We start from the raw sequence: 11,585 nt of genomic DNA on the forward strand, positions 1-11,585 counted from the left end.
ATCGACCGGCCTTCGTTCGCCAGGTCGATGCCTTTACCCCCGGCGGGTTCGAGTCCGCGGGCGCGTCCGGCGGGATACGTCCCCGGGCCAGCTGTCGGCGGCGGAGCATGCGGCGGGCCCGTCGGCATACGAGCCCCGAGAGGTCGTATGCCGACAGGCCCGCTGTCTCGTGCGGTGGGGCTCAGCCCGCCAGCGCCGCCACGACGGCCTTGTTGAAGGCCGGGATGTCGTCGGGGTTGCGGGACGTGATGAGGTTGTCGCTGGTGACGACCTCCTCGTCGACCCACTCGCCACCGGCGTTGCGGATGTCGGTCTGCAGGCTCGGCCAGGACGTCAGGCGCTTGCCGCGGACGACGTCGGCCTCCACGAGGGTCCACGGGGCGTGGCAGATCGCGGCGACCGGCTTGCCCGACCCGACGAACTCCTTGATGAACGCGACGGCGTCCTCGTCCATGCGCAGCGCGTCGGGGTTGGCGACGCCGCCGGGGAGCACGAGGGCGGCGTAGTCACCGACCGACGCGTCGGCCACGACGACGTCGACGGCCTGCTTGTCGGCCTTGTCGAGGTGGTCGAACGTCTGGACCTCGCCCGGCTCGAGGCTGAGCAGGACCGGCTCGTGGCCCGCGTCCTTGACGGCCTGCCAGGGGTCGGTGAGCTCCACGCGCTCGATGCCCTCGCCGGCGACGAGGAATGCGACCTTGGACATGCTGCCTCCTTGGGGATCGGAAAGGGGACGTGATGTGTCCCTTCGTGCTCACCTACCCGAGGCGGGGCGGCTGAAGACGTGGGGCCCGTCGGGAACCCTCCCGCGCCTAGACTCGCTGAGCATCACGACACCGCCGTCGGCGGTACGGACGAGGAGGCACCGTGAAGTTCAACGACATCGTCAGCAAGGCGGGCCAGGCGGCCAGCCAGGCTGCGGGCAAGGCCAAGCAGTACATCGACGAGAACCCGGACAAGGTGTCGGGGGGCCTGGACAAGGTCGGCCACGCCGTCGACAAGGGGACCAAGGGTCGGTTCAGCCGCCAGATCCAGCAGGGCCGTGACCTGGCCAAGGACAAGCTGGTGCACGGCAAGCCCGGGACTCCCCCGGTCGGTCAGCCCGGCACGGGCACGACCGGAGCGGGCACCACGGGCACGAGCGCGAGCAGCACGGCGGGTCAGCCGGCAGGTCAGCCCGCCGGCGAGACCGACCCCACGGTCCGCCCGACGACCGGCGAGACCTTCGACACGACCACGGTCCGTCCCGACGAGGGCACCACGGGCCGCGCGCCCGGCCAGATCGGCTGACGGAGCGCACCTACCCCCGGTAGAGGCATCAGCCTGGCGAACGACGGCCGGTCGATGCCTCTGCCGGGGGTAGGTCTGTGCTCTGGCGTGCCAACCCGGGCGGATGTTCCTACCTCAGGTCGTCACATCGGCCTGGCGTGCCAACCCGGGGGGATGTGCCTACCTGAGGTAGGTCACTCGCTGGTGTGCAGGCGGCGTGCCGCCTCGGCCAGGGAGCCGCTCATCGAGGGGTACACCGTGATGGTCTGCGCCATCTGGTCGACGGTGAGGCGGTTCTCGACGGCCAGCGCCACGGGAAAGATCAGCTCCGACGCCTTGGGCGCCACGACCACGCCGCCCATGACCAGCCCGGACACCTTGCGGGCATAGAGCTTGATGAACCCGTCGGTGAAGCGGTCCATCTTGGCGCGCGCGTTGGTGGCCAGCGGCATCATCACCTCGCGCACGTCCAGGTGCTGCTCGGCGACCTGCTCCGCCGTCACGCCGACCGTGGCGATCTCGGGGTCGGTGAAGATCGTGGCCGAGACGCCGGTGAGGTTGATCGGCTGCACGGCGTCGCCCAGCGCGTGCCACATCGCGGTGCGCCCCTGCATGGCGGCGACCGACGCGAGCGGCAGGGCCGAGGTGCAGTCGCCGGCGGCATAGATGCCGTTGACCGAGGTGCGGGAGACGCGGTCGACCTCGATGTGCCCGGAGTCGGCGAGCTGCACGCCGGCCGCCTCCAGCCCGAGGCCATCGGTGGCGGGCACCGACCCGACGGCCATGATGCAGTGCGAGCCCTCGACGGTGCGGCCGTCGGTGAGGGTGGCGACGACGCGGTCGCCGACCCGCTCGACGGACGCCGCGCGGGAGCGGTCGAGGACAGTCATGCCACGACGGCGGAAGACGTCCTCGATGACGCGCGCCGCGTCGGGGTCCTCCCCCGGCAGGACGCGGTCGCGCGACGAGATGAGCGTGACCTTGCTGTCCAGCGCGAGATAGGCGTGCGCGAGCTCGGCCCCCGTCACGCCGGAGCCCACCACGATCAGGTGCTCGGGGATGTCGGGCAGGTCCCAGATCTGCTTCCAGGTGAGGATGCGCTCGCCGTCGGGCACGGCCGTCGGCAGCACCCGCGGCGTGGCCCCGGTCGCCACCAGGATGACGTCGGCGTCGAGCTCCTGCTCCCCCGAGCCGTCTGCTGGCGTGGCGACGACGCGCCCCGGCGCCGCGATGCGGCCGACGCCGCGCAGGATCGTGATGCCCTCGCTGACCAGGCGGGCCTCGATGTCCTCGCTCTGCTTGCGGGCGAGGGCGAGGATGCGGGCGTTGACGGCCGGCAGGTCGGCGACGGTGACGTCGTCGCCCTCGAGGTCGGACTCCCGCTGGGTCCGCGGGTCCTGGTAGTGCACGCCCAGCGCCCGCGAGTCCTCCATGCGCGTCATGAAGCTCGCGGTCGAGATCAGCGCCTTGCTGGGCACGCAGTCCGACAGGACCGCCGCGCCGCCGAGCCCGTCGCGGTCGACGACGGTGACCGTCGCTCCGAGCTGGGCGGCGACGAGGGCGGCCTCGTAGCCACCGGGCCCTCCACCGAGGATGACGACTGACTGGTTGCGTTCGATCACGGGCTCCATCCAACCATCCCCGGTGGGCGGGGGCTCACCGGACGAGCGGACGCCGTATGCCGAACCGTGGGCCCGTCCACCCCACCCGTAGGCTGTCCGCCATGAGCGACACCCACGTGGACCTGAACGACCCCGACGTCGACCCCTTCGAGGTGGCGAGGGCAGCCGCGACCGTCATCGCCGAGCGCACCGGCGTCGAGCGGCACGACGTCGCGCTGGTGCTCGGCTCCGGGTGGGGCGGGGCGGCCGACCTGATCGGCGAGACCCTCACGGTCATCGACAACGCCGACGTGCCGGGCTTCTCGCGCGCCGCGGTCGTGGGCCACAGCGGCACGATCCGCTCGGTCTCGCTGGGCGACACGGACCGCCGGGCCCTGGTCTACGGCACCCGCACTCACTTCTACGAGGGCAAGGGCGTGCGCGCGGTCGTCCACGGCGTCCGCACCGCCGCCGCGGCCGGGTGCCGTCAGGTCGTCCTGACCAACGGCTGCGGTGGCCTGCGCCCCGAGTGGCCCGCCGGCACACCGGTACTCATCAGCGACCACCTCAACCTGACGGCCGCCTCGCCGCTGGAGGGTGCGACCTTCGTGGACCTCACCGACCTCTACAGCTCCCGCCTGCGCGGCATCGCGCGCGAGGTGGACGCGAGCCTCGACGAGGGCGTCTACGTGCAGTTCCGCGGGCCGCACTACGAGACGCCGGCCGAGGTCCGCATGGCCCGCACCCTCGGTGGCGACCTCGTCGGCATGTCCACCACCCTCGAGGCCATCGCCGCCCGCCACGCCGGCCTGGAGATCCTCGGCATCTCCCTGGTCACCAACCCCGCCGCCGGCACCAGCGACCAGGCCCTGTCGCACCAGGAGGTCATCGAGGCCGGTCAGGCCGCGGCCGCCCGCTGCGGTCGCCTGCTCGCCGACGTCGTCACCCGCATCGCCACCGAGGACTGAGCCGTATGACGAACCCGCCCCGCTCGACCAGCACCGACTCGTCCGGCGACTCCCCCGTCGCAGGCTCCCTCACCCCCGACGCTGCCACCGGCGAGCTCCTCGCGGCGGCCCGCGCCTGGCGCGACGACGACCCCGACACCGCCACCCGGGCCGAGCTCGACGCGCTGATCACCGCCGTCGAGGCCGGCGGGGACACGGGCGAGGCTTCCCGTGCCGACCTCGCCGACCGGTTCGCCGGGATGCTGGAGTTCGGGACCGCCGGCCTGCGCGGAGCGCTCGGCGCGGGCCCGCGCCGCATGAACCGCGCCGTCGTCATCCGGGCGGCGGCGGGGCTCACGGCATACCTGCAGGCCGAGGGCGGGCGCCCCGACCCGGCCGTGGTGATCGGCTTCGACGCCCGGCACAACAGCGACGTCTTCGCGCGCGACACGGCGGCCGTCGTCGAGGCCGCGGGCGGCTCGGCCATGGTGCTGCCCCGGCCGCTGCCGACGCCGGTGCTGGCGTTCGCGATCCGGCACCTCGGCGCGGACGCCGGCGTCATGGTCACGGCCAGCCACAACCCGCCGCAGGACAACGGCTACAAGGTCTATCTCGGCGACGGCTCGCAGATCGTGCCGCCGGTCGACGCGCAGATCGCCGCGCACATCGCCGCGGTCCCGTCGGTCGCGTCCGTCCCGATGGCCGACGACGGCTGGGACACCCTCGGGGACGAGCTGCTGGACGCGTATGTCGAGCGCGCCGCCGCCGTCGTCGCGCCCGACGCTCCGCGCGAGGTCGCCGTCGTCCACACGGCCCTGCACGGGGTGGGGTCGGAGACGGTGCGGCTGGCCTTCGAGCGCGCGGGTTTCCCTGCGCCGCAGGTCGTCTCGAGCCAGGAGCAGCCGGACCCGGACTTCCCGACCGTGTCCTTCCCCAACCCCGAGGAGCCAGGCGCGATCGACGCGGCCCTCGCGCTCGCGACCGAGGTGCGCCCCGACGTGGTCGTCGCCAACGACCCCGACGCCGACCGCTGCGCCGCCGCCGTGGACGACCACGGCACCTGGCGGATGCTGCGCGGCGACGAGCTCGGGACCCTGCTCGGGCACGCGATGATCGAGCGGCTCTCCGCCCGCCCGGACGGCGACCGCCGCGTCCTGGCCAGCTCCATCGTGTCCTCCCGCCTGCTCGGCGCCATGGCCCGCGCGGCCGGGCTCGAGCACCGCGAGACGCTCACCGGCTTCAAGTGGATCGCCCGCGTGCCGGGGCTGGCCTACGGCTACGAGGAGGCGCTCGGCTACTGCGTCGACCCCGACTCCGTGCAGGACAAGGACGGCGTCTCGGCCGCCCTGCTCGTGGTCGAGCTCGTCGCCCGGCTGAGGGCGCAGGGGCGCACCCTGCTCGACGTGCTCGACGACCTCGCGGTCGCCCACGGCGTGCACGCGACCGACGCGCTGTCGGTGCGCGTCAGCGACCTCGCCCTCATGCCCGCCCTCATGGAGCGTCTGCGCGGCAACCCGCCGCAGGCCGTCGCGGGGTCCCGCGTCGACCGGCTCGACGACCTGGCCGCCGGGTCCGCCGACCTGCCGCCGACCGACGGGCTGCGGTTCTCGCTCGCCGACGGCAGCCGGATCATCGTGCGCCCGTCCGGCACCGAGCCCAAGGTCAAGGTCTATCTCGAGGCGATCGAATCCGTCGACGGCGCAGGCGATCTCGCCCGCGCCCGCGCCACCGCGTCCGAGCGGCTGGCGGCCATCAAGGCCGACATGGCCGCCCTCACCGCGCTGTGAGCGAGCACCCCGCGCGCGTCATCGTCGCCTGCGGGCCCAGCGGCGCCGGCAAGTCCCGCCTCGCCGACCGGCTGCGGCACGAGCTGGGCTGGCCGACCCTGCGGCTCGACGACTTCTATCTCGACGGGGACGACCCGCGCCTGCCGATGGGCGACCTGGGCATCCCCGACTGGGACGACCCCGCCAGCTGGGACGCCGACGCGGCCCTGACGGCGCTCGAGACGCTGGTCCGGACCGGGGAGGTCGACGTGCCGGGCTATGACATCTCCCGGTCCCGCCGCGTCGAGGGCGTCCGCATCACCCTGCCCCCGGGCGCGTTCGTCGTGGCGGAGGGCATCTTCGCCGCCGAGCTCACGGCTGCGCTGCGCGAGCGCGGGCTGCTCGCCCAGGCGTGGTGCGTGCGCCGGACGCCGTGGGTGACCTTTGCCCTGCGCCTCGCCCGCGACCTCAAGGAGCGCCGCAAGCCGCCCGTCACCCTCGTGCGTCGCGGACTGGCGCTGCGCCGTGCCGAACCCGCCATCGTCGAGCACCAGGTCGCCCTCGGCGCCACGCCGATCACGCCTGGGGAAGCCTGGCGACGCGCCGCCGACCTGCGCTGATAGCGTGGCCGCGAGCACGGGTGGGGACGCTTCGAGGGGGCGACGATGAGCAACGACCAGTGGGCGGCGCCAGGCCGCGACGGCGAGGACCGGGCGGGCGGCAGCACGCCGCTGCCCCCTCCGCCGCCCTACGACCCCACGGGCGAGGCCCCTGCCCCGCCGGCCTACCAGCCCGGCTACGCGGCGCCTTCCGGCCACCCGCAGCAGCCCGGTCACGAGCAGCCCCAGGGCCATGGCCATGGCCAGCAGCCGGGCTACGGCCAGCCTCCGGCCTACGGGCCGCCTCCGGCCTACGGGCCGCCTCCGGCCTACGGGCAGGGTCCGGCATACGGCCAGGCACCGCCCCCGGGCGGCTATCCCTCGATGGCCATGGTCACCAACCCGGGCATCGTCCCGCTGCGGCCGTTGTTCCTCGGCGACATCCTCGGGGCCGGCTTCAAGATCCTGCGCTTCAACCCGCGCGCCACGATCGGGCTCTCGCTCGCGCTGCAGTTGATCGGGCTGCTCCTGATCATCCCCTTCGTCGGATGGCTGCTCGCCGGGGGCGTGCAGCGGATGGGCGACCTCAGCGACCCGGACAACGGGAGCAGCCCCCTGCTCAACCTCGTCCAGGTGCCGTCGAGCCTCTTCGCCAGCGCCGCCACCCTCGTCCTGTGCGTCGTCGTGTCCCGGGCGGTGATCGGCGAGCGCGCCACCATCGGCGAGGCCTGGCGCGAGCTGCGCCCGCAGATCGCCCGCTTGCTGCTGTTCCTGCTGGTCACGGGCCTGCTCTGGCTCGCGGGCCTCGGCCTCGTGGCCCTCGCCCTCTACGGGCTCGCGCAGCTCGACGGCGCCCTCGCGGTCCTCGGCGGGCTGGTGCTGGCACCTGTCTTCGTCTTCGCCTACGTCCGGCTGGGGCTGGCGACGTCCGCCCTGATCCTCGAGCGCATCGGCGTGATCGAGTCCCTGCGGCGCAGCTGGGCCCTGAGCCGAGGCGCCTTCTGGCGGTTGTTCGGCATCCAGCTCGTCACCAACCTGGTCGTCGGGTTCGCCTCCGGGGCGCTGATGTTCCCCGTCACCATGATCGGCATGCTCGCGGTGTTCGCGACGTCCTCCGACAGCCCCGACAGCCTGGCATCGGGCTTCCTCGTCATGATGGTGATCGTCGGGCTGGCCCAGGTCCTCATCGCCGCCGTGACGACGCCGATCACCTCGACGGTGAGCACGCTGCTCTACATCGACCAGCGGATCCGCCGCGAGGGCCTGGACGTCGAGCTGGCGCGGGCCGTCGAGCGGCGAGCCACCCAGGAGCGCTGACCGCTCCGTGACCGGCTCCCTCGGGCTGGCCCTGCCCGTCTCCTCGGTCCCGGTCGAGCCGGGCTCCGACGAGGCGCGCCGCCTGCTGGAGCAGGAGCTGACCCGGCCCGGGTACCCTCGCCCGTCCCTGCTCGACATCGTCCTGGCGTGGTTCGACGACCTGTTCTCGGGCGCGCCCGGCGCCCCCTCGGGCATCGGCGTGGCCGTGCTCGTCGCGGTGCTGCTCCTGCTGCTCGCCCTGCTCGGGTGGAAGCTGCGCGACCTTCGTTCCGTCGCCGAGGAGCGCCGCCGCCGCGCCGGTGGGCTCACCGACCCGGCGCGCTCGGCCGTCGACTACCTCGGCGAGGCGCGCGAGCACCTGGACCACGCGGCCCACGACCGGGCCGTGGTGTCGGCCTTCCGCGCGCTGGTCGTCGCCCTCGACGACCGCGACGTCGTGCACGACGCCCCCGGGCGCACCGCCCAGGAGGTCAGCCGGGCCGCGGCCGAGGCCCTCCCGTCGTATGCCGACCGCGCCCACCGGTCCGCGGAGATCTTCGACGCCGCGTGCTACGGGCACCCCGACGGCCCCGTGCCGGGTGCGGACGAGCCGCAGCGCACCACCGCCGAGCAGGCCGAGAGCGTGCTGGCGCTGGCGGCCGAGCTGCGGGAGGCGCGATGAGCCTCGACGTGATCCTCGGCCCCCGCGAGCGGGACCGCCGCCCCACGAGCCGCCGCACCAAGACGGTGTGGGTCGCCGTGCTGGTGGCCCTGCTCGCCGTGGCCGTGTGGCGCAGCCTGCCGCAGGGCAGCGGCGTCCCGATGGACCCCGGCACCGTGGACGCCGGGGGCACCAAGGCGGTCGCGGAGGTCCTGCGGCGCGAGGGCGTCGAGGTGGACGTGGTGCGCACGCGCGAGGAGCTGGCGGCGGCCCGCGTCGACGAGGACACCACCGTCGTCGTGTCCGACACCGGCGCGCTCACGACCGAGGCGATGCTGGAGGTCGACGAGCGGCTCGACGGCGCCGGACGCCTCGTCCTGCTGGGTCTGCCCCGCAGCGCGCTGCACGACCTGGACCTGCCCGTCACGCTGACCCGAGCCGACGAGAACGATCCCGAGGGGGCCCGCTGCACCGACCCCGCCGCCGCTGCGTCCCCGGACATCTCCTCGCGAGGCGCCGGCTATGCGGTCATGACCCGGGAGCAGGTCGCCGAGGCGGCGGGCGAGGGGTCGGACGGGTCGGACGGGTCGGGGGGCTCGGACCTGCCGTTCGGCCCGGGCGAGGAGCCCTCCCAGGACCCGACCGCCGATGACCTCGGGTCGTCGTGGGACACCGACGGTGCCCGGGGCTGCTACCCCGTCGGCGAGGGGCACGCCCTGCTGACCCTCCCGGCGGCCGACGGCCGGCCCCGCACCGACCTGCTCGCCCCCGCGGGCATCGTCACCAACGGCACCATCACCCAGGACGACAACGCGGCCCTCGCGCTGCGCCTGCTCGGCAGCGAGCGACACCTCGTGTGGTACGCCCCGGCCTTCTCCGACATCAGCGAGGGCGACACCGTGCGCGGCGAACCCAGCGTCGCCCCAGCGTGGTTCATGCCCCTGCTGCTCCTGCTCGGCGGCGCCGTCCTGCTCACCATGTGGTGGCGCGGACGTCGACTCGGGCGGCTCGCCGTCGAGCCCCTCCCCGTCGTGGTGCGGGCCAGCGAGACGACGGTCGCCCGCGGCCGGCTCTATCGACGTGCCGCGGGGCGCGGCCACGCCGCCGATGCCCTGCGCAGCGCCACCCGGCGACGTCTCGCGATCCGGCTCGGGCTGCCCGCGGGCGCCGACGACGAGGCGGTCGTCGCGGCCGTGGCGCGGGCCACGGGGCGCGAGCGCGACGACATACGAGCCCTGCTCGCCGGACCCGACCCCACCACCGACGCCGACCTGGCCGCGACCGCGACCGACCTGGCCCAGCTCGAGGAAGAGGTACGCCACCCATGACCGACCACACCAGCGCCCGCGAGGCCCTGCAGGCCGTGCGCTCCGAGGTGGCCAAGGCCGTCGTCGGGCAGGACGCCGCCGTGACGGGGCTGCTCATCGGCCTGCTCAGCCGCGGTCACGTCCTGCTCGAGGGGGTCCCCGGCGTCGCCAAGACGCTGCTCGTGCGCACCCTCGCCACGGCCCTGTCGATCGACACGCGGCGCGTGCAGTTCACGCCGGACCTGATGCCGGGCGACGTGACCGGGTCGATGATCTTCGACGCCCGCACCACAGAGTTCGAGTTCCGGCCGGGCCCGGTCTTCACCAACCTGCTGCTCGCCGACGAGATCAACCGCACCCCGCCCAAGACGCAGGCCGCGCTGCTCGAGGCGATGGAGGAGCGGCAGGTCACCGTCGACGGGACGTCCCGGCCGCTGCCCGAGCCCTTCCTCGTCGCTGCCACGCAGAACCCCGTCGAGTACGAAGGCACCTATCCCCTCCCCGAGGCGCAGCTCGACCGCTTCCTGCTCAAGGTGGTGCTGCCCGTGCCGCCGCGCGAGCAGGAGATCGAGGTCATCTCGCGGCACGCCCGCGGCTTCGACCCGCGTGACCTCGCCTCCGCGGGGGTGCGGCCGGTCGCGTCGGGCGCGGACCTGCTCGCCGGGGCGGCGGCCGTGCGGACCGTCGGCGTCGCCCCCGAGGTCGTCGCCTATGTCGTGGACGTATGCCGTGCCACCCGCACCGCGCCGTCCCTGTCGCTGGGCGCCTCACCCCGTGGGGCGACGGCGCTGCTCGCCACCTCGCGGGCGTGGGCGTGGCTCAACGGTCGCGACTACGTGACCCCGGACGACGTCAAGACCCTCACGCACGCCACGCTCGCCCACCGCCTGTCGCTGCGGCCCGAGGCCGAGCTCGAGGGCGTGTCGGTCGGCGCGGTGCTGCAGACCGCGCTGGACGCCGTGCCGGTGCCGCGATGACAGCTGTGACGGCCGTGACCGCAGCGGGCGCAGGAACCGCAGCGGGCCCAGCGCCCGCGCCGCCGATCCTGCGCCCGGGGTCGCTGGCCTCGCCGCGGTCAGGCTCGACGCGGCGATGACGCTGACCGGCCGCGCCGTGGTGCTCGCCCTGCTGGGCGTGGTGCCGGTGCTGCTGCGCCCCGAGCCCCTCACCGCCACGCTGTGGCTGGTGCTCGTCGTGGTGGTCGCCGGGGTCGACGCGCTGCTGGCCGCCTCGCCGCGCCGCCTGTCGATCACCCGCGACCGCGTCGGGACCATCCGCGCCGAGACCACCACCACGACCCGGCTGCACGTGCACAACGCGTCCCGCCGGACCGCCCGCGGCGTGCTGCGCGACGCCTGGCAGCCGTCGGCCGGGACCAGCGGCGAGCGGCACCGGATCGCGGTGGCGCCCGGTGCCTCGGTCGAGGTCGAGACCGCGCTGACGCCCGTGCGGCGCGGGGACCGGCATACGGACCTCGTCACCGTGCGCACCCTCGGACCGCTGGGGATCGCCGGGCGCCAGGCGTCCGTCGACGTGCCGGGGACGGTGCGCGTGCTGCCGCCCTTCCACTCGCGGCGGCACCTGCCGAGCCGGCTCGCGCGGCTGCGGCAGATCGACGGCCGCTCGGCCGTGCGGGTGCGCGGGCAGGGGACTGAGTTCGACTCCCTGCGCGAGTACGTCGAGGGCGACGACGTCCGCTCGATCGACTGGCGCGCGTCGGCGCGGCGCAGCGAGCTGGTCGTGCGGACCTGGCGACCCGAGCGCGACCGGCGGATCACCCTCGTCGTCGACACCTCGCGCCTGTCGGCGGGGCGGGTCGACGACACGACCCGCCTGGACGCCGCCATCGAGGCATCGCTGCTGCTCACGGCCCTGGCCGCGCACGCCGGCGACCACGTCGACCTCGTCGCCGGCGACCGCGTCGTGCGCGCCCAGCTCGCCGGGGTGGCCCGCACCGACCTGCTCGCCGCGGTCTCCGACGCGCTCGCGACCGTGCAGCCCGCCATCGTCGAGGCCGACTGGCAGGCGCTGGCCTCCGCGGTGGCCCGGCAGGCCCGCCGTCCCTCGCTGCTCGTGCTCCTGACCCCGCTCGAGCCGGCCGCCGTCGCCGAGTCGCTCCTGCCCGTGCTGCCGCTCCTC

Annotated in this window: 11 protein-coding genes; 9 read left to right on the plus strand and 2 right to left on the minus strand. The window is 74.6% G+C overall.

Annotated elements, in window-relative coordinates; translation table 11 throughout:
• Positions 1-181 precede the first annotated feature (181 nt).
• Positions 182-706 (minus strand): type 1 glutamine amidotransferase domain-containing protein, encoded by a 525-nt coding sequence (locus B4E97_RS06035; protein ID WP_029210740.1) that lies wholly within the window; start codon positions 704-706, stop codon positions 182-184.
• A gap of 161 nt (positions 707-867) precedes the next feature.
• Here B4E97_RS06035 and B4E97_RS06040 point away from each other — a divergent pair, with 161 nt between their 5' ends.
• Positions 868-1,290 carry an antitoxin gene (locus B4E97_RS06040; RefSeq protein WP_286955676.1) on the plus strand — a complete coding sequence of 141 codons (423 nt, stop codon included), beginning with the start codon at positions 868-870 and terminating at the stop codon, positions 1,288-1,290.
• Between the two features lie 173 nt (positions 1,291-1,463).
• Here the strand turns inward: B4E97_RS06040 and B4E97_RS06045 are convergent, their stop codons facing one another.
• Entirely contained in the window at positions 1,464-2,900 is a 1,437-nt protein-coding gene (locus B4E97_RS06045; RefSeq protein WP_286955675.1) for an NAD(P)H-quinone dehydrogenase, read from the minus strand.
• Between the two features lie 92 nt (positions 2,901-2,992).
• Here B4E97_RS06045 and B4E97_RS06050 point away from each other — a divergent pair, with 92 nt between their 5' ends.
• The 8 genes from B4E97_RS06050 to B4E97_RS06085 all read left to right on the plus strand — a co-directional run.
• Positions 2,993-3,838, plus strand: coding sequence for a purine-nucleoside phosphorylase (locus B4E97_RS06050; protein WP_286959056.1), 846 nt, complete (start codon positions 2,993-2,995; stop codon positions 3,836-3,838).
• Positions 3,839-3,843: 5 nt separating this feature from the next.
• Entirely contained in the window at positions 3,844-5,604 is a 1,761-nt protein-coding gene (locus B4E97_RS06055; RefSeq protein WP_286959057.1) for a phospho-sugar mutase, read from the plus strand.
• On the plus strand, positions 5,601-6,203 hold the full coding sequence (locus B4E97_RS06060) for a uridine kinase family protein (protein ID WP_239265732.1): 603 nt from the start codon (positions 5,601-5,603) through the stop codon (positions 6,201-6,203). Before B4E97_RS06055 ends, B4E97_RS06060 begins: the two co-directional genes overlap by 4 nt.
• A gap of 45 nt (positions 6,204-6,248) precedes the next feature.
• Complete coding sequence (locus B4E97_RS06065; protein ID WP_286959058.1) at positions 6,249-7,499, plus strand: hypothetical protein; 1,251 nt, start codon at positions 6,249-6,251, stop codon at positions 7,497-7,499.
• Positions 7,500-7,506: 7 nt separating this feature from the next.
• Positions 7,507-8,160 (plus strand): DUF4129 domain-containing protein, encoded by a 654-nt coding sequence (locus B4E97_RS06070; protein ID WP_019287253.1) that lies wholly within the window; start codon positions 7,507-7,509, stop codon positions 8,158-8,160.
• A complete protein-coding gene (locus B4E97_RS06075) occupies positions 8,157-9,467 on the plus strand; it encodes a DUF4350 domain-containing protein (RefSeq protein WP_286959059.1) in 1,311 nt (436 codons plus the stop codon). The genes B4E97_RS06070 and B4E97_RS06075 overlap by 4 nt, the downstream gene beginning before the upstream one ends.
• Entirely contained in the window at positions 9,464-10,423 is a 960-nt protein-coding gene (locus B4E97_RS06080) for an AAA family ATPase (RefSeq protein ID WP_286955670.1), read from the plus strand. Before B4E97_RS06075 ends, B4E97_RS06080 begins: the two co-directional genes overlap by 4 nt.
• Positions 10,424-10,538: 115 nt before the next feature.
• Positions 10,539-11,585: DUF58 domain-containing protein (locus tag B4E97_RS06085; RefSeq protein WP_286959060.1), on the plus strand; the 1,047-nt coding region annotated here is incomplete at its 3' end.

Source organism: Arsenicicoccus sp. UBA7492, from assembly GCF_002479615.1.
Taxonomy (GTDB): Bacteria; Actinomycetota; Actinomycetes; order Actinomycetales; family Dermatophilaceae; genus Arsenicicoccus; species Arsenicicoccus bolidensis.

Excerpts from the sequence above, each read along its gene's own strand:
- B4E97_RS06035 (WP_029210740.1), bottom strand. The coding sequence starts at position 706 with ATGTCCAAGGTCGCATTCCTCGTCGCCGGCGAGGGCATCGAGCGCGTG.
- B4E97_RS06045 (WP_286955675.1), bottom strand. The coding sequence starts at position 2,900 with ATGGAGCCCGTGATCGAACGCAACCAGTCAGTCGTCATCCTCGGTGGA.
- B4E97_RS06050 (WP_286959056.1), top strand. The coding sequence starts at position 2,993 with ATGAGCGACACCCACGTGGACCTGAACGACCCCGACGTCGACCCCTTC.
- B4E97_RS06055 (WP_286959057.1), top strand. The coding sequence starts at position 3,844 with ATGACGAACCCGCCCCGCTCGACCAGCACCGACTCGTCCGGCGACTCC.
- B4E97_RS06065 (WP_286959058.1), top strand. The coding sequence starts at position 6,249 with ATGAGCAACGACCAGTGGGCGGCGCCAGGCCGCGACGGCGAGGACCGG.
- B4E97_RS06075 (WP_286959059.1), top strand. The coding sequence starts at position 8,157 with ATGAGCCTCGACGTGATCCTCGGCCCCCGCGAGCGGGACCGCCGCCCC.
- B4E97_RS06080 (WP_286955670.1), top strand. The coding sequence starts at position 9,464 with ATGACCGACCACACCAGCGCCCGCGAGGCCCTGCAGGCCGTGCGCTCC.